21 protein-coding genes and 1 pseudogene are annotated in these 24,679 nt (G+C 56.1%); 7 read left to right on the forward strand and 15 right to left on the reverse strand.

Annotation, left to right across the window (positions count from 1 at the left end):
• Positions 1-6 precede the first annotated feature (6 nt).
• The 4 genes from J2S70_RS00970 to hrcA are packed head-to-tail and all read right to left on the reverse strand — an operon-like array spanning position 7 to position 3,833.
• Positions 7-960, reverse strand: a complete 954-nt coding sequence (locus J2S70_RS00970) for a PhoH family protein (RefSeq protein ID WP_307681884.1) — start codon at positions 958-960, stop codon at positions 7-9.
• A 10-nt stretch (positions 961-970) separates the two neighbouring features.
• The gene (locus J2S70_RS00975; protein WP_307681885.1) at positions 971-1,699 is read right to left on the reverse strand and encodes a 16S rRNA (uracil(1498)-N(3))-methyltransferase; all 729 of its coding nucleotides are present in this window, start codon (positions 1,697-1,699) and stop codon (positions 971-973) included.
• Positions 1,696-2,808, reverse strand: coding sequence for a molecular chaperone DnaJ (gene dnaJ / locus J2S70_RS00980; protein ID WP_307681886.1), 1,113 nt, complete (start codon positions 2,806-2,808; stop codon positions 1,696-1,698). Before dnaJ ends, J2S70_RS00975 begins: the two co-directional genes overlap by 4 nt.
• A gap of 8 nt (positions 2,809-2,816) precedes the next feature.
• Positions 2,817-3,833, reverse strand: a complete 1,017-nt coding sequence (hrcA, locus tag J2S70_RS00985) for a heat-inducible transcriptional repressor HrcA (protein WP_307681887.1) — start codon at positions 3,831-3,833, stop codon at positions 2,817-2,819.
• Positions 3,834-3,927: 94 nt separating this feature from the next.
• On the opposite strand from hrcA, the gene J2S70_RS00990 reads away from it, so the two are divergent.
• A complete protein-coding gene (locus J2S70_RS00990) occupies positions 3,928-4,791 on the forward strand; it encodes a DUF3097 family protein (RefSeq protein ID WP_307681888.1) in 864 nt (287 codons plus the stop codon).
• A 293-nt stretch (positions 4,792-5,084) separates the two neighbouring features.
• On the opposite strand, the gene J2S70_RS00995 is transcribed toward J2S70_RS00990, so the two are convergent.
• The 4 genes from J2S70_RS00995 to lepA are packed head-to-tail and all read right to left on the reverse strand — an operon-like array spanning position 5,085 to position 9,518.
• Entirely contained in the window at positions 5,085-5,690 is a 606-nt protein-coding gene (locus J2S70_RS00995; RefSeq protein ID WP_307681889.1) for a hypothetical protein, read from the reverse strand.
• Between the two features lie 36 nt (positions 5,691-5,726).
• Positions 5,727-6,893, reverse strand: a complete 1,167-nt coding sequence (gene hemW / locus J2S70_RS01000; protein ID WP_307681890.1) for a radical SAM family heme chaperone HemW — start codon at positions 6,891-6,893, stop codon at positions 5,727-5,729.
• Entirely contained in the window at positions 6,886-7,662 is a 777-nt protein-coding gene (gene trmB / locus J2S70_RS01005) for a tRNA (guanosine(46)-N7)-methyltransferase TrmB (RefSeq protein WP_307681891.1), read from the reverse strand. Before trmB ends, hemW begins: the two co-directional genes overlap by 8 nt.
• Positions 7,659-9,518 carry a translation elongation factor 4 gene (lepA, locus tag J2S70_RS01010; protein WP_307681892.1) on the reverse strand — a complete coding sequence of 620 codons (1,860 nt, stop codon included), beginning with the start codon at positions 9,516-9,518 and terminating at the stop codon, positions 7,659-7,661. Before lepA ends, trmB begins: the two co-directional genes overlap by 4 nt.
• Before the next feature lie 83 nt (positions 9,519-9,601).
• On the opposite strand from lepA, the gene J2S70_RS01015 reads away from it, so the two are divergent.
• From J2S70_RS01015 to rpsT, 5 genes are all read left to right on the forward strand, one after another.
• Positions 9,602-10,282 carry a hypothetical protein gene (locus J2S70_RS01015; protein WP_307681893.1) on the forward strand — a complete coding sequence of 227 codons (681 nt, stop codon included), beginning with the start codon at positions 9,602-9,604 and terminating at the stop codon, positions 10,280-10,282.
• Between the two features lie 43 nt (positions 10,283-10,325).
• Positions 10,326-10,808 carry a PH domain-containing protein gene (locus J2S70_RS01020; protein ID WP_307681894.1) on the forward strand — a complete coding sequence of 161 codons (483 nt, stop codon included), beginning with the start codon at positions 10,326-10,328 and terminating at the stop codon, positions 10,806-10,808.
• Positions 10,809-11,402: a type II toxin-antitoxin system PemK/MazF family toxin gene (locus tag J2S70_RS01025; RefSeq protein ID WP_307681895.1), complete on the forward strand. Its 594-nt coding sequence runs from the start codon at positions 10,809-10,811 to the stop codon at positions 11,400-11,402.
• 174 nt (positions 11,403-11,576) lie between these two features.
• Positions 11,577-11,792, forward strand: coding sequence for a CsbD family protein (locus J2S70_RS01030; protein WP_307681896.1), 216 nt, complete (start codon positions 11,577-11,579; stop codon positions 11,790-11,792).
• Between the two features lie 243 nt (positions 11,793-12,035).
• Positions 12,036-12,302 (forward strand): 30S ribosomal protein S20, encoded by a 267-nt coding sequence (rpsT, locus tag J2S70_RS01035; protein ID WP_307681897.1) that lies wholly within the window; start codon positions 12,036-12,038, stop codon positions 12,300-12,302.
• A gap of 255 nt (positions 12,303-12,557) precedes the next feature.
• Here the strand turns inward: rpsT and pntB are convergent, their stop codons facing one another.
• From pntB to J2S70_RS01060, 5 genes are all read right to left on the reverse strand, one after another.
• Complete coding sequence (gene pntB / locus J2S70_RS01040; RefSeq protein ID WP_307681898.1) at positions 12,558-13,991, reverse strand: Re/Si-specific NAD(P)(+) transhydrogenase subunit beta; 1,434 nt, start codon at positions 13,989-13,991, stop codon at positions 12,558-12,560.
• Between the two features lie 2 nt (positions 13,992-13,993).
• Positions 13,994-15,526: a Re/Si-specific NAD(P)(+) transhydrogenase subunit alpha gene (locus J2S70_RS01045; protein WP_307681899.1), complete on the reverse strand. Its 1,533-nt coding sequence runs from the start codon at positions 15,524-15,526 to the stop codon at positions 13,994-13,996.
• A 93-nt stretch (positions 15,527-15,619) separates the two neighbouring features.
• A complete protein-coding gene (gene holA / locus J2S70_RS01050) occupies positions 15,620-16,570 on the reverse strand; it encodes a DNA polymerase III subunit delta (protein WP_307681900.1) in 951 nt (316 codons plus the stop codon).
• Positions 16,571-16,577: 7 nt separating this feature from the next.
• Complete coding sequence (locus J2S70_RS01055) at positions 16,578-18,782, reverse strand: ComEC/Rec2 family competence protein (RefSeq protein ID WP_307681901.1); 2,205 nt, start codon at positions 18,780-18,782, stop codon at positions 16,578-16,580.
• Entirely contained in the window at positions 18,782-19,594 is an 813-nt protein-coding gene (locus J2S70_RS01060) for a helix-hairpin-helix domain-containing protein (RefSeq protein WP_307681902.1), read from the reverse strand. The genes J2S70_RS01055 and J2S70_RS01060 overlap by 1 nt, the downstream gene beginning before the upstream one ends.
• Before the next feature lie 117 nt (positions 19,595-19,711).
• Here J2S70_RS01060 and J2S70_RS01065 point away from each other — a divergent pair.
• Positions 19,712-20,569 (forward strand): annotated as a pseudogene (locus J2S70_RS01065) (helicase HerA-like domain-containing protein); the annotation flags it as partial.
• 107 nt (positions 20,570-20,676) lie between these two features.
• On the opposite strand, the gene J2S70_RS01070 reads toward J2S70_RS01065, so the two are convergent.
• A complete protein-coding gene (locus J2S70_RS01070) occupies positions 20,677-21,636 on the reverse strand; it encodes an aldose 1-epimerase (RefSeq protein ID WP_307681903.1) in 960 nt (319 codons plus the stop codon).
• A gap of 105 nt (positions 21,637-21,741) precedes the next feature.
• Positions 21,742-24,621, reverse strand: a complete 2,880-nt coding sequence (gene leuS, locus J2S70_RS01075; protein ID WP_307681904.1) for a leucine--tRNA ligase — start codon at positions 24,619-24,621, stop codon at positions 21,742-21,744.
• Positions 24,622-24,679 lie beyond the last annotated feature (58 nt).

The following is a 24,679-nucleotide window of genomic DNA, read 5'->3' on the forward strand; positions in this document are numbered from 1 at the left end:
AGTTCCCTATTCCGCATCAAATCGCGCGTAAGCATCGATGATATCGGCAACAAGCCGATGCCGGACGACGTCGGCAGAGCCGAGTTCAATGAATTTGATCCCGTCCACATCGCGTAAAATCCGGCGCACGAGCCCAAGTCCAGAGGATTGGTTTTTCGGGAGGTCAACCTGAGTGAGATCCCCCGTGATGATCATCTTGGATTTAAATCCAAGCCGGGTGAGGAACATTTTCATCTGCTCAGGCGTCGTATTTTGTGCTTCATCTAGGATCACAAAAGCATCGTTGAGCGTGCGACCGCGCATGTACGCAAGCGGGGCCACTTCTATCGTGCCCGCTGCCAGTAGCTTGAGAATCGCTTCTGAATCGATCATGTCGTAAAGAGCATCATAAAGTGGCCGCATGTACGGATCGACCTTGTCATTGAGCGAACCGGGAAGGTAGCCAAGCGACTCTCCGGCTTCGACGACGGGGCGGGTGAGCACGATGCGCGAGACTTCTTTTTTCTGAAGCGCAACCACCGCTTTTGCCATTGCCAGATAGGTTTTGCCCGTTCCAGCAGGGCCGATTCCAAAGACGATCGTGTTGGCATCTATCGCATCGACATAGGCTTTCTGACCGAGGGTTTTGGGCCGAATCGTCTTGCCCCTGTTGGTTAAAATGTCCGTGTTGAGCAAGTCTGTCGGCTTAGCGAGGCCTGAGCGTAAAATCGTAATCGCTCGTTCGACGGCGTCCACCGTTAAATGTTCTCCGGTACCGGCCACGGAAATAAGTTCGTTCATCAGATCGACGGCGAGTTCGACGTCGGTCTCGGGGCCCGACAACGTCACCTCTTGGCCAAGAACGTGAATGTTAACCGGTTCGAGGCCCTTTTCGAGAGCGCGCAACACTTCGTCACGGTGACCGAGAATATTAATCATCGGGATTCGATCCGGGACGGTCACAGTCTGTTGAGATTCCATCACTGCCATACTAACTGAGCTTTGCTCGAATAACGGCGCTTGCCCACGCTCCTGCCGTGGCCGAGCGTAAAACGTGTTTGCCTAACAGGACCTGTTCGGCACCCGCATCCGTAAGTTTTTCCACTTCAGCCGCGGTAATTCCACCTTCGGGGCCGATAATCACCATGATCTGCTTAGCCGCTGCGGGCAGCCTATCTACAAGAGGTACGTTAGACTCTTCGTGGCAAACGTATACAGGCCCGGGAAAATTTCGCACGTGCTCCACGAGCTGGCGGGTCGTCACTACGGATTCGACGGTGGGTAGCCATGATCGCCGTGCCTGCTTGGCGGCTGCCCACGCGGTATCGGCCAGTTTGGCGCGGCCTTTTTCCGCGCGCTTGCGATCGTTCCACCGCACAATGGTCCGCTGCGACATCCACGGGATAAAGGCGTCAGCACCAAACTCCGTGCAGGTTTCCACTGCCTGCTCATCGCGGCCCCCTTTTGCCAGCGCTTGAACGATCACCAGGTGCGGAGAGCTTGGGTCATCGTGGACGGCCTTAAGCGCACGGCCAACAACCTCAGTCTTCGATACCTGTTCCACCTCGATTGTTATGCGGAGTCCGCTGCCGTTCACGATGTCAATTTCATCGCCTATCTGCGTGCGCCGCACGGTGGCCGCATGATGGGCTTCGCCTCCGGTTAATACCACTTCCGCGGCCTCGCTCAATTCCGGATCCACGTAGACAGGTCTGCTCATCGGCCCGTGAAACGTTCCTTGATTCGGGAAAAGACGGAGGAAGATGTTTGGACTAGCGAACCAGTTCCCTCGCCGCGAATGTTTGCGAATTCCTCGAGTAATTCTCGCTGGCGCGAGTCGAGCTTGGTCGGCGTCGTCACCTGCAAGTGAACTTTAAGATCGCCGCGTCCAGGCCGCCGTAACCGGCCAACGCCCAGACCTTCCAGCCGTTGGACGTGCCCGGCCTGAGTGCCAGGTTCGAGTTCAATTTCCTGCTCGCCGTCAAAGGTCTCGATGGTCACTTTCGTGCCCAGCGCGGCGGAAGTCATCGGAATTTCTAGCGTGCACAGCAGATCATCTCCCTCGCGGGTAAATACCGGATCTGGCGCCACTTTCACTTCAGCAATAAAGTCACCCGGTGGCCCTCCGGCAATGCCAGCATCGCCCTTGCCGGCTAGCTTAATTTGCATTCCGCTCGCCACGCCGGCCGGTACGTTGATCGCAATTGTTTGGGATGCTCGCACCCGCCCTTCTCCTGCACATTCGCCACACGGGGTGACGATCACGGTTCCGTAGCCCATGCAGTGCCCGCACGTCGTCTGCGCCATAACTTGGCCAAATATGGACTGGGTGAGGCGTTGAGTGGCGCCCGTGCCATCGCAGTTTGTGCACGGTACGGGATCTGTTCCCGGTTCAGCCATGTGGCCGTGGCAGCGTGTGCATTCAATGACGGCGTCGTGTTTGAGTTCCTTTTCAACGCCGAAAACAACTTCTTCAAGAGTTAGGCTCAGGCTAACGACGGCGTTTTGGCCGCGCCGCATGCGTGATACCGGGCCACGCCGGGTGTTTCCGCCACCGAAGAAGTTGTCGAAGATATCTTGGAAGCCACCAAAGCCTCCCCCGCCAAAACCGTTACCTGACAGGGCGTCTTCCCCACCGATGTCATAAAGTTGACGCTTTTCTTCGTTGGAGAGCACTTCGTACGCTTTATTGACCTCTTTGAACTCTTCGGGTGAACCACCGCCCGCTTCATCCGGGTGAAGCTCGCGCGCTTTCTTGCGATAGGCCCTTTTAATTTCCGCCTGAGTCGCGTTGCGTTCCACGCCTAATATTTTGTAGTAATCAGCCACGTAGTTCCTTAATTTGCTGACAGAATGTCGGATAAATATTTCGCGACCGCATACACGGATGACATCGTCGCAGGATAGTCCATTCGAGTCGGTCCAATTATGCCAAGACGAGCCACAGTTTTCTGGTCGGCGCCAACATAGTTGGTGGACACCACAGAAGTTTCGCTGAAGGCGTCGCTCACATTTTCCGAACCAATCCCAACGTGCATGCCGTCTTCCTTATGGGCGAGCATGCGCAATAGCACTACCTGCTCTTCAATCGCATCCAGCACCGGGTAAACTGAGTGTTCAAAGTCAATGTCATAGCGGGTCAGATTCGCTGTTCCTGCGACGACGACGCGCTCCTCAGCCTCGTTTTGTAAAGTTTCTTCGAGGGCTTGGCCAATGATCGCGGCCGCGGGGCGAATCGACTTTTCAAGGCGTGCCTCCACTCGGGTGAGCGCTTCGGGCAGATCGGCCAGTTGGTGGTCCGAAAGCTCCTCGTTCAAAACTGCGCGCAAGATCGTAAACTCTTCGTCGGTCAGACTAGATTCGGTGGCAACGATCCGCTGTTCGACTCTGCCGGCGTCTGTGATGATGACGACGAGCGCTCGACTTTGCCCCAGATCGACCAGTTCCACGTGCCGCAGGGCGGTACGGCGAAGTGACGGGTATTGCACCATTGCCACTTTATTGGTGATAGAGGCGAGTAAGCGGACGGATCTGGTGATGACGTCGTCGAGATCAACGGCGCCGGAAAGCATTTTTTCGATTGCGATGCGTTCAGCGCGCGACAGCGGTTTGAGTTCAGCAATCTGGTCAACGAATTTGCGATAGCCAGCATCTGTGGGAACCCGCCCGGCTGACGTGTGGGGCTGTGCGATGAGGCCCTCTTCTTCAAGAGCTGCCATATCGTTGCGGACGGTAGCTGGAGACACAGCTAGGTGATGGCGTTCGACGACGGCACGTGAGCCTACTGGTTCGCCAGTCTTCACATAGTCTTGAACAATTGCGTTAAGAACTAACGCTTTGCGCTCGTGCGCCATGCTCCACCCCCTTCCACAATGGCACTCTGGAGTATCGAGTGCCAATTCTACGCCGTGTCTATTAAATATCCAGTTGGATAAGTTGACTACGCTCATGGCTATGCCTTCATCTCAAGACAGTATTTTTTCACGCGACATGTACGGCCGCGACGTGCTTTCCACACCAAGTGCACCTCGCAGCCGCAAGATCCACGTTAAGAAAGGAATGGTTCTCGAAGAGCCCTCGTCCGGCTTTGTTGGCGAGGTGATGGCCGTGCGCACAGTTGCTGGCCAGTGGCAAATGGAACTAGAAGACCGGAAATATAAGCGGCGCTCTTTCCCGCTTGGTCCGGGCTATTGGTTTGAGGGCCAACCGGTAGACGTTTTGCCGCCGGCGCCCTCGTCGCAAAAGCCCGGGAGGAAAATTACGGCTTCTGGATCTTTCCATGTGGAACACGAGGCGCGCGTTGCCAAAGCTTCCCGCATCTGGGTGGAAGGAAAACACGACGCCGAACTCATCTCAAAAATCTGGGGCTCTGACCTTGCTTATGAGGGGATCATGATCGAGGAACTCTTCGGTGCGGACAAGCTCGAAGAGATACTCGCAGTGTTCGGCCCGACGAATGACCGGCGTGCGGGAGTTATGCTCGATCATCTTGTGGAAGGTTCGAAAGAATCGCGGATTGCCGACAAGGTTTCGGCCTTGCCGGGCGTTCTTGTGCTTGGCCACCCGTACGTCGACATCTGGCAAGCAGTCAAGCCATCGGTGATTGGGCTGCGCGCCTGGCCGGAAGTTCCTCGCGGCGAGGACATCAAGAAAGGCACGTTGGCGCGCATCGGCTGGCCACACGACACTGCGGAAGATATCGGGCTCGGTTGGAAGCGGATTTTGGATTCTGTCCGCGACTACCGCGATCTCGAACCGGCATTCTTGGGCCGCATGGAAGAGTTGATCGATTTCGTCACCGCCGTGCCATAGCCAGCGGGGTCAGGACCGTCGATACGTGGAGCCTAACCGGGTGGAAGCCCGTCCTTGGAACTCTTCGTTTACGTTCCTGCGTACGGGCTTCCACCTAGTACCCGAATTACCAGCCCAACCTTTCGCAAACCGGGCAGGAATCAGCTATCCCGGACAGGTTAAACATGCCCGTTATAAGTGAAAAGTGCCCGCTTTGCTAAGGAAGGACACTGCTAAGCGAAGGGTGGCGCTGCGCAAGGACGTAAACGAAGAGTCCCAAGCAGCGCCACCCTTCGCGTGCGCGCCACTTGCGACTACTTCCATGCGGCATTCGGGATGAGCCGGATAATTTGCGGAGCCTTTTCAGCAATGGTCTTGAGGCGTTCAACCTGGTCTTGGCGCTTGCCGTCAAACATATAGGTCACCATGTCATCGCGGAAGTGGGCCGCCTGCAAGCCAGGCCAGCCCACAAGAAAGCGCCGCACGTCGTCGTTCAAATAAGCTGGCACATCGCCGGCGCCCTCGTAGGTCAGCCCGTCGTCGTCGATCCGCACGAGTGCCTCTTGAAATTCAGCTTCAGTACCATCGGAACGCTGCGGAAGGTCGATCGTAAACAGCAGGTGGGTACCAATAGACGGGGCGACGAAGGATCCCGCGCGCCACACGGGCGTGGAACGGGAGGAGGTTACGCATTCAACTCCCGCAGCCTTTTCAGTAATCGGCCAAAAACTCGGCAAGTCGGTCGAACGCAGTTGGAACTGCGCCAAATTGTCCACCGTTTCCTTAACCCGCCAGCCCTGCGAACGCATCCGCCCCTTCAGCCGTGATGCTTCATCCCACGTGCCGGTCGAATTCTTCGAGATAAGTGTGTGGCCCGTGTACACCAGCGGGAGTGTAACGAGAAGGACGAGCATTCCCATAACTATATAATCTCGAACGAAAATAGCTCTCTCCAATCAGGAGTTCCACAAAGCGCGAATCACGGTATCGGCAAGAAGCCGCCCGCGCCTCGTGAGTCGAATACGCCCGGCAAGTGCAGCGCGTCCGTCAATCAGCTCATCGGCAATCAACGATGCTACGACCTGACCGGGCGTGTGGTCAGGAACGAGGATACCCTCTCGGAGGCGAATTCCAAGCATGATGTCTTCCTCTAACCGCTCCTGCGCGGATAAGGTCTCTCCCCCGCCTATGGCGAACTCGCCGTTTTCCAGTTTTCCGGTGTATGCGACGGGGTGTTTGACGTTCCAAAATCTGGAGCCGTCGACGTGCGAATGCGCACCCGGCCCGAATCCCCACCAGTTGGCGTTGCGCCAGTAGGCGCGGTTGTGCTGAGACTGGCGGCCCGGCTTGGCCCAGTTTGATACCTCATACCATTCGTAGCCAGCAGCGCTGAACAGATCGTCGGCTAGTTCATATTTCTCCGCCAGGTCATCAGGGTCAGGCTCCGGTAGCTCTCCGCGGCTGACCTGGGCGCCCATCTTTGTGCCCTGTTCTATCGTTAAGCCGTATGCGGAAATGTGTTCGGGATCCAGCGAGATCGCCGTTTCGACGGAGGCCCGCCAATCGTCCAGAGATTCACCGGGTGCTCCGTAGATAATGTCGACTGAAAAATCGAGCCCAAGTTCACGCGCCCAACGCGTCACGTTTTCCACCTGTCCGGGTGTATGGGAACGATCAAGAACCTCCAGAACATGCGCACGAGCCGATTGCATTCCGAAAGAAAACCGCGTGAAACCTGCCTCTTGGAGCGCGGCCAGATCGGCCTTGGTCACGGTATCGGGATTCGCCTCAGTGGTGACTTCCCCGATCGGTTCACCAAACGTGGCGCCAAGAGCACCGAGAATAAGGGCTAGGTCCGCAGCAGGTAGCATGGTTGGGGTTCCACCACCGAAAAACACGGTTTTTAACGGCGTGGCAGGCCGTAGGATCTGCCCCGCCTTCTCGATTTCTCGCACGATCGTTTTCGCGAATTGATTAGCGCTTGCTCCCCCACCGAAGTCAAGATTGGTATAGGTGTTGAAATCGCAATACCCGCACCGCACCGAACAAAATGGGATGTGCACGTAGGCCGAAAAATCCTCGACTTCACCCCCGATGTGCTGCAGATCAAACGGCTTAGCCACTGACCCGAATCGCTTCGATATCGTAAATCTTTCGCCCGGCCTCAATACCCCGGCGCTCAAATCGGGTCATCACGCGCCCCTGCCAGCGATCGGCAAAGCCGCCTTGATACTGGCCTTGATCAGCTGGATCGGGGTTTTTTAACGAGAACGGATTGCGAAACTGGGGGCTATTGTGAACGACGTCGCGCATCTGCCAGGCGTAGTCCGCCCAATCCGTCGCCATCCGCCACGTGCCGCCCACCTCAAGGACGAGCGCCGCCGTCGTCCCGAATTCATCACTGACTAGGCGCCGCTTGTGATGACGCTTCTTGCGCCACGGATCGGGGAAAAACGTCCACAGCTCACGTGCACGTTGATTTTGATTTTCGCCCTCGCGGAACAAAATCGGAAGTGCCTGCGCAGCATCTACCTCCATCAGGCGTACGTTGTGTACTCCCGCACGGACGGCAGCATTAACGCACCTCGCCACGCCGGGCGCCCAGGCTTCTAACGCAAGAAAGTTCCATTCGGGGCGATCGAGCGCGGCGGCAATCGTTTGTTCGCCAGAGCCGGGCCCAATTTCGACGACCAGCGGCCCCCGCCTACCGAATGCGGCCTCAAGATCTATGGATGCATCTTCGGCGATCGTTGTTTGCGCTGGCCCTTCCGGGTAGTCGATAACGTATCGCGAGCCGTGCTTTTCCATGACGGCATCGTACTTATCCCCAAGTCGCGAACCGCGCCGGGTAAAGGACCGAATCCGTCCGTAATTCGGGTGTTGCTCGCTCATTTTTTCTTCGACTCCGGCATATCGGAGGAAAGCGCGGCGACGAAGGCTTCCTGGGGCACATCCACGCGGCCGATAGACTTCATGCGCTTCTTGCCTTCCTTCTGCTTCTCCAGCAGTTTGCGCTTTCGTGAAATATCGCCGCCATAGCACTTGGCGAGCATGTCTTTACGCAGCGCGCGAATGGTTTCGCGGGCGATAATTCGGGAACCGATCGCCGCCTGAACCGGGATCTCGAACTGCTGCCGAGGGATCAGCTCTTTGAGCTTCCCAGTCATTTCCACGCCGTATCGGTAAGCATCATCACGGTGAACGATTGCGGAAAACGCATCGACCTTCTCACCGTTGAGAAGAATGTCAACCTTAACCAAGTCCGCTTCTTGCTCGCCTTCTTCCTTATAGTCGAGTGAAGCATAGCCGCGCGTACGCGATTTGAGCTGGTCAAAGAAGTCGGTCACAATCTCGGCGAGCGGCAACCGGTAGCGGAGCTCCACGCGATCTTCAGAAAGGTAATCCATCCCCTGCAAACTACCTCGGCGCTGCTGGCTCAGATCCATCGTTGCGCCCACGTAGTCCGACGGCGTCAAAATCGTTGCGTTGACCATCGGTTCGTAAATGGTTTGGATCTTACCTTCGGGGAACTCCGATGGATTGGAGACGATATATTCCTCACCACCTTCGGCAATCACTCGGTAGACAACAGACGGAGCTGTTGCGATGAGATCAAGATCGAATTCACGCTCCAAGCGCTCGGTGATAATCTCCAGATGGAGCAGGCCAAGGAAGCCACACCGGTAGCCAAAGCCAAGCGCAACCGAATTTTCTGGTTCGTAAGTAAGAGCAGCATCGTTCAGCTTCAGCTTGTCAAGGGCGTCTCTGAGTGCCGGGTAGTCTGAACCATCAATCGGGTAAATCCCGGAGAACACCATGGGCTTCGGGTCGCGATATCCCGGCAATGGCTCGGCGGCCGGTTTGCGAGCATCGGTCACGGTATCGCCAACTCGAGACTGGCGTACCTCCTTCACCCCCGTAATGAGGTAGCCGACCTCACCGGCGCCAAGCCCCGCTGCCGGTTTTGGCTCGGGTGAGATGACGCCAATTTCAAGGAGCTCATGATCGGTGTGTGTCGACATCATTTGCACCTTTTGGCGCGGCTGAAGGTTTCCATCCACCACGCGCACGTAAGTAACGACGCCGCGGTAGGAGTCGTAAACCGAATCGAAAATCATCGCCCGGGCTTCGCCGTCGGGCTCACCGCCGGGCGCGGGAATTTCATGGATGATTCGATCCAAAAGCTCCTCAACGCCCTCGCCTGTCTTACCCGAAACTCGTAGAACGTCACCGGGGTCAACGCCAAGAAGGCCCCCTATTTCAGCCGCAAATTTGTCTGGATTCGCGGCTGGCAAGTCAATCTTGTTGAGAACCGGAATGATCGTCAGATCGTTTTCTATTGCCATGTACAAATTGGCCAATGTTTGTGCCTCGATACCCTGGGCGGCATCAACGAGCAGAATCGCTCCCTCACACGCGGCCAAGGAACGAGACACCTCATAAGCGAAATCCACGTGCCCGGGCGTATCGATCATGTTCAGAACATACGCTTCACCATCTACCGACCACGGCATTCGAACGGCTTGCGACTTAATAGTGATACCGCGTTCGCGTTCGATATCCATCCGATCGAGATATTGCGCGCGCATCTCCCGTGCCGTAACGATATCGGTTAACTGCAGCATGCGATCGGCAAGGGTGGACTTGCCGTGATCAATATGGGCAATGATGCAGAAATTACGGATCCGCTCCTGGTCCGTCGTCGACGGTTGGATCTCTTTTAACTCCGCGGCGTTTGAAACTGGCACGAAACTCCTTACGATAGTCGTGCACAACACTACCAGCGCTATGTGAACCCACGGTCATTCAAACATGTGAATTTTGGCGTCCCGTGACACACTTAAACCATGAACTGGAAAGACGTGAGGAAGGCTGGCAGGTGAGTATCGGCGCCGGATCGATGAACTTATTCTTACCCGTTATTGAGCGGGTATCTCGGCTACCGGGGAAAGCGCTCGTCGCGCTCGCGTCGGTGGGCAACTTAATCTTGCTCGTCATCGGGTGGTTTGCCGGCCAGCGCCACGGTGGATTTGGTGGCTGGTTCCCGTTTGGCGCGGCCGTAATATTTTCTGCCGTTCTCATTTTCTTTGCAATCCGCCGCCACCGGCTCGAAGTTCGTATCGATGGGTACATGCTAGCCGCCGCTTCCAAGTACACCGGCACAGGCCGTACGCCGGATGAAGGGGAAACTTCGGATAACATCGTAGTCATCGACGAAGAAGGAAGGGTTATTCCAGGTCCGAATCGGGAAGGGCTACTGGCAGAAGCCGAGCTACGTGAAAGTCGAGAGCGCCAGCGTGCAGCAGAAGTGGAAGCCGCTCATGTGAAAAATACTCCTTTGGCCAGACTTGAGGCCGCACAGCGTGCGGCAATCGCCGCAGCCGGTGGTGTCGAAAAGGTTCCGCATTTGAAAGATGATTTACGCTGGACACTCCTCAGCGCGGGCCTTACTCTCCTCTCACTTCCCTTCATCGGTTTCCTCATCATCGTCGCTGTACTTCTCTGGTTTTAAACCCGGCAGCGTAACTCAGCCGTGACGGCGTAGGATTGAAATTATGGACATTCCTGAAGATATCCTCGAAAAGGGTGACGTGGCGCGCAGTCACGTGCGCGAGCACCCCAAAGCACTCCTTGGAAATATTCTGGGGTGTTTTCTGACGATACTCACCGTCATTTTAGCAATAGTTTTTCTACCCGCTTCGCTGTATCCATGGGCTCACTGGGCGATTGCGATTACAGGTGCAATTCTGATCATTTTAGTTTTCGTACACCCGGTTATTCAGTGGTCGACTTCCACCTACACAATTACAGACAAGCGGCTTATTGCGCGCTCGGGGGTCGTGAAAAAATCGATCACTGAAATATCTCGCTCAGCCATCCGGGAGGCGGAGGTGGAAAGCGACGTCGTAGATCAGCTCTTCGATTCTGGCGCGCTCATCGTAGAGCTCGACGACGGCCGAAAAGTTACCTTCCGCCACGTGCCCGCAGTTGATGACTTCCGCGCACTGTTAATGGCCGAGCCCGAACAGGAGAGCTAGATGTCATTCGTTAATTCTCTCAAGCGGGTGGCCACCCGCTTAGGCACCCAGGTTGGACGAGATTTAACCCGCGGGGCGCGCCAAAAGCGCGGACAGCGCACGCGAGCTGGCCTGCGTTTCAGGCGCGAAGCTCAATCCTCAGTTCACCGCCAGACGCCAGAATTACCCGGCCCACGTGAACGGGCGATCGAATATGACATCGAGCGCTACGGCCTACCTGATTTTGACTACCGGCCAGAACGAAATGGCGCACCCGATCCCGGTGAAGTTGTTTGGACCTGGGTGCCGTTCGATGAAAATGACGGCCGCGGAAAAGATCGCCCAGTTTTGGTGTTGGCGGATACTGACGAACACGTGATTTTTGGGCAAATGACCTCTAAAGACAACACGCGTGATGCACAGTGGGAGGCCAAATGGGGCCGCCACTGGATGGACGTCGGATCTGGGAAATGGGATCGGAAAGGGCGTCCCTCAGAAGTGCGGCTTGACAGACTTCTGATCGCACACATGGATCAGATACGCCGGGAAGGCTCGTTTCTTCGCGAAGACATTTTCGCGGATGTTGTGCGAGCGCTAAAAAATCTGCACGGGTAGTGCAGTTGGCCGAGATTTCCGTTCACTCCTGCGGATCGCGTTCACAGCCAACATTGTGCGCAGAGCGCAAACCGGTTCGTTTCTAGCCAATTTTCAGGTTCTTCCAAGCTCGAGACACTAAATTATGACGAGTAAGAAGATCAAGAATCTAAAACGCACTAATAAGGAGACAATATGGGCTTCACGGATGACATCAAGCATGGCGCTGAGAGCGTAGCAGGCAAGGCTAAGGAAGCCTTTGGCAAGCTCACCGACGACAAGTCGACCGAGTTCGACGGTAAGAAGGACCAGGCGTCGGCCGACGTCAAGGACACGGCGAGCGACGTCAAGGACAGCGCCAAGGAGAAGGCTGTCGAAGTCGAAGAAAAGCTAACTGACGACGAGAACTAAATCGGATCAGACCTAAAATACGCGACGCCGTAAAAGTGAGCAGATACACGCAAAAGTGCGCGTAGATGCGCTTTTACGGCGTCGCCGTGTTTGCTAAAGTAGCCTATTGGACTTTGAACCTGGTCGGGTGAAAGGTCCGGTCATCTTCCTTTACCACGGGCGCCCCACGCCTCAGTCCGGAGATGACAAGCCCTCACCGACCGAGGCCCATGCGGCCACCAAACAAAACGAAAGAGTTATCCAGTGGCAAACATTAAGTCCCAGATCAAGCGAAACAAGACCAACGAAAAGCGTCGCGTCCGCAACCAGGCTTACAAGACCGAGGTTCGCACGCTCATCCGCAAGACTCGCGAAGCAGTCGAAGCGGGTAACGTTGAAGAAGCTCAGGAAGCGCTTCGCGTTGCGAGCCGCAAGCTCGACAAGGCTGTTTCCAAGGGAGTTCTGCACAGGAACAACGCGGCTAACCGCAAGTCTAAGCTTGCCAAGCTGGTCGCAACGATCGAAGGCTAAACTCGTCGTCATTGTACGGGAGGGCGGACCATGTGGTCCGCCCTCTTTTTCGTCAGCTATTTTGGCGTTCACCTCTCTTTTCATTGCCGCCTGCTCCACCGGCGAAAGTGGCGGCGCACCACCAAACTGAGCCGGAACTCAACGCTGTTCCGGAGGTCGGAGTGCCGTATTACTTCGGCCCTGGGACGGTATAGGCAGACTGAACCCGAGCAAACACAAAGCGTGTGGGTTCAGCGAATTTACTGAACCTAACCGTTACAGCGAAGCGTTAATCTGGTCCACAGAATCCTTGGCATCACCTAGTAACATTTTCGTGTTCTCGTTGAAAAACAACGGGTTTTGCACACCGGCGTAGCCGGCGTTGCCCATCGAACGTTTGAATACGATCACGTTCTTGGCCTCCCACACCTTGATCACCGGCATGCCGGCAATGGGTGAGCCTGGCTCTTCGGCGGCAGGATTAACCGTGTCATTTGCGCCGATCACGAGCACGACGTCGGCGTCTGCCAGCTCGTCGTTGATCTCATCCATCTCGAACACAATGTCGTAAGGAACATTCGCCTCTGCCAGAAGAACATTCATATGCCCGGGCAAACGGCCGGCTACCGGATGGATCGCGAACGAGACGTCTATTCCCTGCTCGCTCAGCTTCTGGGTCATGGCCGCAACCGGATATTGTGCCTGTGCAACTGCCATCCCATAGCCGGGGGTAATGACTACCTTGTTCGCGTCCTTGAGCATCTGGGCGACCTCATCGGCTGCCGTCTCCTGATGCGAACCGTAGTCCTTGCCTTCTCCGGTCACTGCCCCGTCCGAGCCAAAGCCGCCAAGAATCACGGAAATGAAGGATCGGTTCATCGCTTTCGACATGATGTAGGACAGGTAGGCACCCGATGAGCCGACAAGAGCACCGGTAATGATCAGCAGGTCATTACCCAGGGTAAACCCTGCCATCGCGGCAGCCCAGCCGGAATATGAATTGAGCATTGATACGACGACGGGCATGTCACCGCCACCGATTGCCGCCACCAGATGCACACCGAGCGCTAACGCGATGATGGTCAACAGGATCAGCGGGATCATGCCTGCGCCAAGTGAACGCGTGTGCGCAAACCAGACTATCAGTGCGAGGGAAGCGACGATTGCGCCACCGTTGAGCCAATGCCTGTGCGGAAGCATGAGCGGAGCTCCACTCAGCCTCCCAGACAGCTTCAAGAAGGCAACGATCGATCCGGTGAACGTTACCGCACCGATAAATACTGCGAGCCCAACTTCGCCCATATGGAAGGCGTTATAGATCGAATCCTCGCCAGGAGTCTCAATGAACGAGTTATAGCCAACGAAAACCGCAGCCAGACCAACGAATGAATGCAAGAGCGCAATCAGTTCGGGCATGCCGGTCATTTCCACGCGTTGTGCCACGGGGATTCCGACAGCAGCGCCGATACCTAGTGCCACGAGGATCAAAATCGCCGCAAGAGTCGCATTGTCCCCCGCACCGGCGATCACCACCCACACGGTGGCAAGAAGGGCAAGTGCCATACCGAGCATGCCAAGGCGGTTGCCGCGCTGCGCCGTCGTCTGCTTCGAAAGCCCTGCAAGAGCAAGGATGAAAAGTATCGCCGCAGCGATGTAAGCCAGCGATTGGAAGCGAATCTCAAAGGGAAGTTCCAGTGTCATGAGATCCATTATCAACTCCTATGGAACATCTTGAGCATTCGCTCAGTTACGAGGAAGCCACCAAAAATATTGATGGATGCGACGGCAACCGCGATAAAAGCAAGAATTTTTACGGCGGCGTTATCGGAGGAAATCTGTAAAAGTGCCCCGACCACGATAATTCCGGATATCGCATTCGTCACGGACATCAGCGGCGTATGCAAGGAGTGCGTCACGGAAGTGATGACGTAAAAGCCGACCACGATCGCTAGCACGAACACGATAAAGTGCGTATTCATTCCCGGCGGTGCCGTGAGAATCAGCCAGGCAAAGATCGCAACCGCTACGAGCTTCCACCAGTGTTTGGCAAGCCACAATTTTTCTTTAACAGGTTCAGGCTCTGGCGCCACCGTAGCCTCTTGGGGCCCGGGAGTAGGTGCGGCTGATACCTGAACCGGAGGCGGTGGGTACATCACGCGATCTTCAAGCGTGACGAGCATTTGGCGAACGATTTCATCATCGAGGTTGAGGTGCAGGTTGCCATCTTTTTCGGGCGTGGTCAGCTTGAAGAAGTTGACCACGTTCTGGCCGAAAAGTTGAGAGGCTTGACTCGGAAGCCGGGAAGCCAGCTCAGTGTAGCCGATAATGGTTACTCCGTTATCGGTGACCACAATGTCATCCGGCTTCGACCCGATGACGTTACCGCCGTTGGCAGCTCCCATATCAACGACGACGGAGCCTGGCTTCATACCCGCCACGGCGTCTTCGGTGAGCAGGATCGGCGATCTGCGGCCCGGGATGGCTGCAGTAGTGATGACGATATCTGCCTGCGCCGCCTGTTCCTTGTAGAGCTGTTCGGCAGCGCGCGCTTGCTCTTCTCCCATTTCTTTGGCGTAACCATCTGTGGATTCTTGCGCCGCTACGGGGATCGCAACGAAGTCGGCACCCATTGACTCGACCTGCTCTGCGGTTTCAGCACGCACGTCAGTCGCTTTGACTATCGCTCCCAGCGAGTTCGCAGTTCCGATGGCTGCTAGGCCTGCGACACCCGCACCGATCACGTAGACGGTTGCCGGCGGCACTTTTCCTGCTGCCGTCACCTGTCCAGAAAATAGGCGCCCGAAGCTGTTGGCCGCCTCTATCACTGCCCGGTAACCTGCCACATTTGCGAGCGATGAAAGCACGTCCATCGATTGGGCTCGTGAAATGCGCGGCACCATATCCATGGCAAGGCCGGTAATACCACGTTGGGAAAGCTCGTTGAGGAATTCCTCGTTGCGGCCAGGTGCCATACGGGCGATCAGACTGGATCCACGTTTCATCAGGTCGAGTTCACCCGTGGCCGGTGCGTCTATCGCCGTCACGATGTCAGCTGACCATGTTTCTTCCTTGCTTGCTACCCGCGCTCCGACGTCGGCGTATTGGGAATCGGGGAAACTTGCTGTCGAACCGGCGCCCGTTTCCACAACGACGTCGTATCCGAGCTCGATGAGTTTTCCTACCGTGTCGGGAGTCGCGGCTACCAGTGCCTGACCGTCAGGCTCGCGTGGTACACCTATTCGCAACTTAGCTCCTTCAATAGTTAGTGGTCAGCCTCGCTCGAGAGGCCACTGGTTCAAGCATATCGGTCCGTTTCCCTCAACGCACGAACCACCCCGTCAGCGCCGAAGCTTAGCTATCTCAACAATCGCCCGTTCCAATGCGAATTCAGGATCGCGCGATTGCCCTTTCACTTCGGCATCTGCCCGAGCTATTGATTGGATGGCCAGTGCCAGGGTGTCATTGGTCCAACCCCGCAGGTCGGCCTTGGCGCGTTTAATTTGCCAGTCAGTTATTTTCACACTGATTTTTGCCGCTGATGAACGCTGTCCAAGCACCTGGGCCATGGCACGAAACTTGGTTGCAATCGCGCCAACGATCGCAACCGGTGAGTTGCCCGTAGCGATTGCGTACCGCGCCAGCTCGACTGCTCGCCCAGAGTTTCCGGCGACGACGGCGTCCGCGACGTTGAATCCGCTCGCCTCAACACGACCTGCGAAATAGGTACCAACATGGGATTCGTTGATTGTGCCTTCCACGTCGGAAAGGAGTTGGTTTACTGAGGAAAGGAGTTCACGCAAGTCTGATCCCATGGCTGCAACTAGCGCCTCAACGGCGTCTTTTGTGATGCGCCGCCCGGCTTTGCGGACGTCCTGAGTGACGAGCCGGCCTTTATCGCTGGCATATTTGATCTTGTCGATCTTCGTGGTCGGTATTTTTGCGCGCTTGAGGGCATCAAGTACCTTCTTACCGCGCACTCCCCCGTTGTGCCGTAGAAGAAGTACCGAGTCGGGATCCGGAGAGTTCACGTATGCAAGCAGATCTTCTTGGAATAGCGTGTTAATCTTTTCCAGATTTGGCACGATCACCGCTTTGGGTTCACCAAAAAGCGAGGGAGTCAAAAGCGAATCGAGTTCCCCGGGGCGGTATGCAGAAGCATCGAGTTCGACAATCTCCGTGCTCGGTTCTTGGCGGCGCAACTCGGTACGAACAGAACCTACTGCCCGGTCCCCCAAGACCTCTTCCGCACTTTGGATCAGCATAATGGGGGCTAATTCAAGATCTACCATGGCGTCATTATTCCATGTCTGCACGGCACTGGGAGACCACATCGGTGGCGGTGATTGTGATCGGCCCGCACTCATCTGTTCGTGCCATGATTGGCGCGTCCCAAATCCGGAGAGCATTATCTGTGGGGTGCCCATAATCGTTTTCACCCACTGATACGAGCGTGATGGTTGGCCTGAGATGCTCGGCAAGCTCCTGGCTTTGGTCAGCCGCACCGTGGTGGCCAACTATGACGATATCGATTTCGTCAACCTCGCTCCGTAAAGTCAATTGGCGCTCGTAGGGGGCATCCGCGAGCGCCAGAGTACGGTGCGTTTGCGTGTTGACGACGGCGACGAGCGAATCGGCATTCGTGCTCTGATCGTTGTTTGTGGTCACAACTGGTCCTACGATCTCGATCATGGGCTCCCCACTATTTTCGCCCTGTTCAAAAGAGCTGTAGGTGTCACCCTTTCTCGCAGTACGGTGCGGTATTTCGTGGTGGTCGAGAAGATCTCGTGCCCACGAAGAGTTGTAGTGAGGGTGAAGGTTTTCGGAATACCACACCTGCCCAATTTCGACGGCGTCGATCAGTTCGGCCAGTCCGCGCACATGATCCGCGTCGAAGTGGCTGATAATCAGTAGATCTATTCGTTCAATTCCAGCGTCGCTGAGGCACGTTGAAATTCTGCCGTCTTCTGGACCGACATCGATAAGAATATGAGAAGTTCCTTTACGTGCTAGATAAGCCGAGCCTTGGCCGACGTCGCATTGAATGGTTTCCCAGTTAGCGGGGTGTGCTTGAGTGGGCAGCGTCGGCGCCAATGCAGCTGCGCCGGCCATTAGTGCGAAAGCTGTGAGCACGTAGTGGACCATTCCCACGTAGACACCAGCTACGAGGACCACGACTATGATGGCGTGCCCGATGAGTGCGATATGGGTTGGAAGATTTGATCCGGGAAGGTTGATGAGCTTGGCGGTGACGGTAGCCATCCAGAGCGTGAATATTTCGCACATGCGCAGCAGTGGAATAGCTGCCCACACGGCCACCGGCAGGAGTAGTGCACCTAGCATTCCCAGAATCGTCAGTGGAGCGACGACGGGTGAGACGAGGGCGTTGGCTACAGCACTCCAAATTGATGCTCGATCTTGGATGTTCAGCAGCAGTGGTCCGGTGGCAACTGCTGCTATGAGGGAAATTGATAACACGTCTGCGATGGCTGAGGGAATCTGCTCGGCTAAGCGCTTTTGCAACGGATAGGAAAAAACGATGATCGCCCCGGTGGCAACTGCTGATAGTTGGAATCCGAGGCTACGTGCCAGTTCGACGTCTAGCAGAGCGACTATAATAATGGTTAGACATAGGAGTGGAAAAGCAGTGGTTGCCCTGCGAATCGCGAGTGCTACACACACGAACAGGCCCATATAACCCGCTCTGAGCACGGATGCTTCTGCGCCAACTAGTTGCACAAGACCTATCAACGCAAAGGCACTGATTATTCCAGCAACTCCTGGTCGGCGCCTGCCCAATACGCCGAGGATGACGGCAATGACGAGGGAAACATGTGCCCCGGAAACCGCGGTCAGATGGGATAGCCCGAGAATCCGCATGTCCTGGACGATATGTTCGGGAAGGCCCGTGTCATCGCCAACGACGACACCGGGAATGAGCTGGGCATGCCATGGTCGGTTCTCAACGGCTTTCCTCAACTCCTCTCGTATTACGGCCACAGGTGAGTCGATTTCCAGCACGCTCACCTCGGTAAGGTCAAGTACTGCCAGAGCCGAATACTCCTCCGGTAAAGCCCGTAACCTACCGGATCCTGTGAACTCGCTTCCGCGGCTGAGTTCGACGTCCGACCATATCAGCTGCACTGATTGTGATGAGGTTGCGGTTGTGTCATTTGCTTGTACCGCATAAATCCGGGCGTTTGCTCGGTAACTTTCCGCTGTCTGCCTCGGGTTCGAATCCACCACCCCGGTAACTATTACCTCCTGCTCAGTAGCTACTAAACGGGCTAGGACGTCACTTTCTTTGAGCATGGCGTGCGCCATCCCGGAAATTGCTGACGCGGTGAGCGCTATTCCCACGACGAGGATGTACCAACGGTCCGCGAGCAGGCCGCCTAGGGTGAGCACTAAACCAAAGAGGCCAAGCGCCGTGTAATCGACGGACCCAATTATTGCAACGATCCAAACTGCTACGGCGGGAAGAAGAAGCCGATAATCCTGCATCACTCTACTCGCACATGTTCGCGTAGCTGTTCAAGCGTCTTCGGCCCGATGCCGTTAACCTCGATGAGTTGATCGACCGAAGTGAAAGCTCCGTTGCTCTCCCGCCAACTGACAATCGCTTGTGCGGTCACTGGGCCAACGCCGGGAATAGTCTCCAGCTCAGATTGAGTAGCCAAATTTATATTCACGGTAGTCTCCATCTGCTGTGAACCGTTGGCAACTCCTGCCCCATCAACGATTCCGGCTACCGGGCTCCTTTCCCCCTGAGCGGGTACGTGAATATGCGCACCATCTTCGATTGGTTGGGCGAGATTGATGAGAGCAAGATCAGCCTCCTCAGTGGGCCCGCCAGCTTTTTCCACCGCGTCAACAACGCGCGCTGGAGGCTGAAGGCGCACGACTCCCGGTTCGTTCACGTGCCCTGAAACATGCGCGAGAATCGGTTCTGTTGGCGCGGGAGCCGCGGGGGTCGCCTGTTCCATAGGCGACACTTCTGCAGGCTCAGGCGCCATTGAACAAGGTGGAGCTGGCTCTATGGCAGCAACCTCTACCGAACGCGACGAGAAGGCCGCGATTGCGGCTGATAGCGCAAGGGCAATGAGGAAGATTGCCACTAATCGCAAAGACCGCCCTTCGAGGACAAAGCGCCTTTTCTTGGCAGTTGACGTTAGAGACGCAACATCATCCCCGGCTCCGGCACGCAAGGCCGTTCGAGAAAACGACGCCACTTTGGCCCAGTTTTCGTGCTGGTCACCGTGACGCACTCGTGGTGATCGGCGCTTGGCGTGGCGGCGAGGTGGTGGCAAAGTCATAGAACTATTGTTTAAACTGCACGCGCGCTCACGCATAAATTCCCACAGTTTTCCACGGCAGCCAAACCTTTGCCGATCTGTGGGTAACTTTCAGCGCGCGAAGGTAACCCGAACCGTAGAATCGAGCTATTCGCCGGCGCATCCGGAACGGGAAAAACCCGCACGCTCCAACTCATTGCCGAGGGTTTGTCCAATGCGGACGTTCCCTGCCTTCTCACCGATATCAAAGGAGATCTCACGGGTTTGCTCGAGCCTGGCTCCGAGTCCGAAAAACTCACTGATCGTACGCGTGCCCAAGGTCAAGATTGGCAACCGCAAGGGTTCCCAACCGAGCTCTTTGCACTTGGCAGTGTTGGTCACGGAAGCCCGATCCGTACAACCGTCACCGATTTCGGGCCAATTTTACTTGCCAAGGTGCTCGGCCTCAATGAAACGCAGGAATCCGCGCTTGCGCTCATCGACTTAAGTGACCTGCGCGCCGTCGCTTCATATCTCACCTCCGATACCGGAAAAGAAGAACTTATGAATATCGGAGGTGTTGCAAGCTCAACAGCGGGAGTCATTTTACGAAACGTGGCATAACTGGCAGCACAGGGTGCGGATGAATTCTTCGATGAAGCCCACCTGCTGTTCAATGGCGCCGCCAAGGAGTTCCTCAATCAGGTGTTGCAAACCGTTCGCCTCGTGCGTTCAAAAGGAATCGGCATTATTTTCATCACCCAAAGCCCGAAAGATATTCCCGACGACGTCTTGGCCCAACTTGGCTCAAAAGTCCAGCATGCGCTTCGCGCTCACACTCCCAATGAGGCCAAGAAGCTGCGCCAAACACTCGCAACGTTTCCCACTTCGCCGCTGGTCCTTGAGCAAATCTTGCCCAACCTGGGCACGGGTGAAGCGATTGTCACCGTCCTTGACCGGAAAGGACACCTCACGCCCGTGGCACCTACGAAGATAGCGGCAACGTCAACTCCGGCAAACCACCGTTGACCAGATCGTTCGCTCGGCAGGCCGCACTCTAGGGCACGAGATTACCAGATCCCTGTTCGGTCCAGGCGCCGCTAACGTGGCAAACCTAGCCTCGCCTAGGCCCGGTAGGTCAAAGTGGCAGTCATTTGCCGAGATTGGCCAGGGCTTACGCGTATTGATCCGGAGGCATCCGGCCGGTTGAAGGCGTCCGGTACGTGTGACATCGGTGCCAGCGCCACGGCCGTACGTGGGGCACGCTCAAGGTTGTCACCGGTATTCACGTGTACGACCGGCGCTTCCCCGGGTTCCTGTGTGAGCACGATTGACGAATTCGATGCCGGGTCTACAACCCGTGTAGCAACCACTCCGTAATTATCCGGCACGAGACCGCGATAGTAATCGTCCAACTTTGCAGAACCGAGATATTCGATGTCCATCGGCATGTTCACACCCGCGTACGCCGACTCACCCGGAAGCGGAATACCGTGCCGGTTGGTCAAAATCTTCGTCCGTGAGGGCACGGATATCGCCAAGTTCGATACGGCGCCCAGGCCGGGCAGCATGACGTGCGGGCTCCATCCGATCGTCAACGGAGCGTCTTCTTTGGAAACGTTCCTCACCTCGAGTGTCAACGACAAATGCTCTTCTGCTTCGGCGCCCGAATCGAGGGAGAAATGGACTGCCACGTCAATGGGCCACGGATAGCCTCGTGAGGCTGGAATCGCCGTCCGCAATGAGAGCGTCGAGCCGGACGATGAGCGCTTAAAGTTTTGCCGAAACGCAAGACCAGCCACTCGCCCGGCATCGTCTACGCGGTAGTCATTTCCTGCGAAACTGTAGGTGCCCGACTCGATCGGCCCTACCCAAGGGGCCATGATAAGTCCGCGTCCACCGACTCCGGCATCCAGTTCTTCTGCATTTTCGTAAGAAGAGATGAGTTCGATTTCGGGGCGAGGTTTCCACGAGACCAGTGTTGCGCCACGTTCGGCAACAATGGCACGCGCTCCGGTTGGAGAGATAAGCTCCCACGCTGGTTCATCGAAAACCTGAGTTTTAACGATATCGGTTGCCACCATCGAACGCCCTTTCTCTCCATGTTCGAACCACTGTAACGCGGCTCAAACATGGAGCAGGTCTCATCCCAAAAGTTGGGATGAGACCTGCCTTGACATCCGAGTATTTTACGGAACGATGTTCACGAGATTCGGTTCACGCACAATGACTTTTCGCGGTTCGCCGGTCAAGAATTTTTGCACCTTTTCGGAGGCTAGTGCGAGCTTTTCAAGGTCTTCAGCTGATATATCGGCGGGAACCTGCAAGCGATCACGGAGCTTACCTTTAACCTGAATGATCGCAATGACCGTATCGTCTTCCAATAGTGATTGGTCAGTTACCACAGGGAAAGGCTCATAAGCCAAGCTTTCGGTATGGCCAAGCCGCTCCCATAGTTCCTCGGCCACATGCGGTGCAACGGGCGCAACCATGAGAACGAGCGCTTCGGCCACGGAACGCGGAACCTCACGCGTGGTGAGGTGGTTGTTAAGCACGATCATCTTCGCGATCGCCGTGTTGATATGCATGTTTTCGTAGTCTTCGGTGACGCCAACAATCGTACGGGCCAACAGCTTTTCTGTTTCCGCATCCGGTTGCGAATCAACGACGACGAGCTCGCCCGTCTCTTCGTTGAGAATATTGCGCCACAGCCGTTGCAAGAAACGCTGCGATCCAACTACCGCGCGGGTCTCCCAGGGCCGGTCAACATCGAGTGGCCCCATCGACATTTCGTAGAGCCGGAAGGTGTCGGCCCCATACTGTTCAGCCATCTCGTCTGGGGTCACTATATTTTTCAATGACTTGCCCATCTTGCCGTATTCGCGGTTTACCTCTTGACCGTTCCACACGTAGGTGACCTCACCTGAACCATCGGTTGCGGCAACCTCTTCGACCTCATCAGCGGGAACATACTGACCGCGCTGATCAGTGTAGGCATATGCCTGTACATAGCCCTGATTGAAAAGCTTGTGGAATGGCTCCGAGGAGCTCAAGTGCCCAAGATCGTAAAGCACCTTGTGCCAAAATCGCGCGTACAACAGGTGTAGCACGGCGTGCTCGACGCCGCCTACGTACAGATCTGTGCCGCCCGCCTTTTTCTTATCTGTGGGGCCCATCCAGTACTCTTCAACCCGCGGGTCAACGAAGCTTTCGTCGTTATTAGGATCAAGATAGCGCAGCTCATACCAACATGAGCCAGCCCAGTTAGGCATCGTATTGGTATCACGCTTGTACATCTTCGGCCCATCGCCCAGATCGAGTTCGACATTCACCCAATCATCGAGCCTGCCCAGCGGTGGTTCGGGATTGGACTGCGCGTCGTCGGGATCAAAAGACCTCGGCGTGTAGTCGGGAGTATCTGGTAGCTCAACCGGAAGCATAGATTCGGGTAGATCGTGTGCGCGGCCCTCCTCGTCGTAGACGATCGGGAATGGCTCACCCCAATACCGTTGCCGAGAGAACAGCCAGTCACGCAAGCGGTAGGTGACGGTCGCTTTACCGAGCCCTTTGCTCTCCAGCCATTCAGAAATCGCCGGCACAGCCTCGGCCAGATGCATCCCGTTGAGCGAAATTTCTTCGTTGGCCGAGTCGATGATTTCGCCATCTTGCACCCACGCGCTTTGCCAATCGAATCCTTCTTCGGGTTTCATCGTTGGCACAATTTCCAGATCGAATGCTTTCGCGAAGTCAAAATCGCGTTGATCGTGGGCAGGAACAGCCATAATCGCGCCGGTTCCGTAGCCCATCATCACGTAGTCGGCTGTAAACACGGGAATCTTCTTCCCGTTGACGGGATTGGTCGCAAAAATACCCGTGAAAACGCCGGTTTTGTCTTTGGTGTCATCTACCCGGTCGACCTCGGATTTGCGTGCAGCGTCCTCCTGGTATGCCCTGACGGCTACCGCCGGGGTACCTGCACCTCCGGTCCAGATTTGTTTCGTGCCTTCCGGCCATTCACCGGGTAGCCCAGAACCGGCAAGCATCGGATGTTCGGGCGAGACCACCATGAAGGTGGCCCCGAACAAGGTATCGGGCCGAGTGGTAAAGACGCGCAACGTGTAGTCACCATCTGCACTGTGTGCCACGAAATCAACGTCGGCGCCATGCGATTTTCCGATCCAGTTGCGCTGCATGAGGCGCACTTTTTCCGGCCAATCAACTAGGTCGAGATCGTCGGCCAACCGATCGGCGTAGGCGGTGATTCGCATCATCCACTGCCGTAGCTCACGTTTGAAAACCGGGAAATTACCCCGTTCGGAACGGCCCTCAGCCGTCACTTCCTCATTGGCAAGCACGGTACCCAAGCCGGGTGCCCAGTTGACCGGCGCGTAATCGATATAGGCCAGCCTCTTAGAGTTGATGGCCTGGTTGCGCTCCTCAGCTGAAAGTTCCTTCCAGGGGCGGCCATCTGGAGTCGGGATCCTACCGGCCGCATACTCTCCGACCAGTTCACTGATCGGCCGGGCGCGACCGACAGTTCCAGGCGCGCGCCCGGGCGCCTTCTCGTCGTACCACGAGTTGTAAATCTGGAGGAAAATCCACTGGGTCCAGCGCATGAACTCCACGTCCGTCGTCGCAACCGAACGACGTTGCTCATGGGACATTCCAAGCCGGCGCAGCTGACGGCGCATATTGGCAATATTTTCCTCGGTGGTTACTCGAGGATGCTGGCCCGTCTGGACGGCATACTGCTCGGCGGGAAGGCCAAACGAGTCGTATCCCATCGTGTACAGAACGTTCTTGCCCTGCATGCGAGCGAATCTTGCGAGAGTGTCGGTAGCGATATAGCCGAGCGGATGGCCGACATGGAGGCCTTTACCGGACGGGTATGGAAACATGTCGAGCAAATAGAAAGTATCTTCTGGTAGTTGATCACCCGGCGCCGGTGCGAGATCACCCGCGGGATTAGGCGCTTTAAATATTTCTTTTTCTTCCCAGCGCTCTTGCCATTTCAGTTCGATCTGCCCGGCAAGTTCTGCCGTGTAACGATGCGACGGCGTAATGCTCATGATTCTCCTAGAAATTAATCATCCGCAATCAATCTTAGCCCAGCCCAAATCACAGCCC

This window comes from Trueperella bonasi (assembly GCF_030811535.1).
GTDB classification, from domain to species: domain Bacteria; phylum Actinomycetota; class Actinomycetes; order Actinomycetales; family Actinomycetaceae; genus Trueperella; species Trueperella bonasi.

Bases quoted from the DNA above. Each gene is read 5' to 3' on its own strand.
- hrcA (WP_307681887.1), bottom strand. From the start codon at position 3,833: ATGGCGCACGAGCGCAAAGCGTTAGTTCTTAACGCAATTGTTCAAGAC.
- J2S70_RS00975 (WP_307681885.1), bottom strand. From the start codon at position 1,699: ATGAGCAGACCTGTCTACGTGGATCCGGAATTGAGCGAGGCCGCGGAA.
- J2S70_RS00995 (WP_307681889.1), bottom strand. From the start codon at position 5,690: ATGGGAATGCTCGTCCTTCTCGTTACACTCCCGCTGGTGTACACGGGC.
- J2S70_RS00990 (WP_307681888.1), top strand. From the start codon at position 3,928: ATGGCTATGCCTTCATCTCAAGACAGTATTTTTTCACGCGACATGTAC.
- J2S70_RS01070 (WP_307681903.1), bottom strand. From the start codon at position 21,636: ATGGTGGCAACCGATATCGTTAAAACTCAGGTTTTCGATGAACCAGCG.
- J2S70_RS01020 (WP_307681894.1), top strand. From the start codon at position 10,326: ATGGACATTCCTGAAGATATCCTCGAAAAGGGTGACGTGGCGCGCAGT.
- J2S70_RS00970 (WP_307681884.1), bottom strand. From the start codon at position 960: ATGGAATCTCAACAGACTGTGACCGTCCCGGATCGAATCCCGATGATT.
- holA (WP_307681900.1), bottom strand. From the start codon at position 16,570: ATGGTAGATCTTGAATTAGCCCCCATTATGCTGATCCAAAGTGCGGAA.
- J2S70_RS01055 (WP_307681901.1), bottom strand. From the start codon at position 18,782: ATGCAGGATTATCGGCTTCTTCTTCCCGCCGTAGCAGTTTGGATCGTT.
- J2S70_RS01030 (WP_307681896.1), top strand. From the start codon at position 11,577: ATGGGCTTCACGGATGACATCAAGCATGGCGCTGAGAGCGTAGCAGGC.
- leuS (WP_307681904.1), bottom strand. From the start codon at position 24,621: ATGAGCATTACGCCGTCGCATCGTTACACGGCAGAACTTGCCGGGCAG.
- J2S70_RS01025 (WP_307681895.1), top strand. From the start codon at position 10,809: ATGTCATTCGTTAATTCTCTCAAGCGGGTGGCCACCCGCTTAGGCACC.
- trmB (WP_307681891.1), bottom strand. From the start codon at position 7,662: ATGAGCGAGCAACACCCGAATTACGGACGGATTCGGTCCTTTACCCGG.
- pntB (WP_307681898.1), bottom strand. From the start codon at position 13,991: ATGGATCTCATGACACTGGAACTTCCCTTTGAGATTCGCTTCCAATCG.
- J2S70_RS01060 (WP_307681902.1), bottom strand. From the start codon at position 19,594: ATGACTTTGCCACCACCTCGCCGCCACGCCAAGCGCCGATCACCACGA.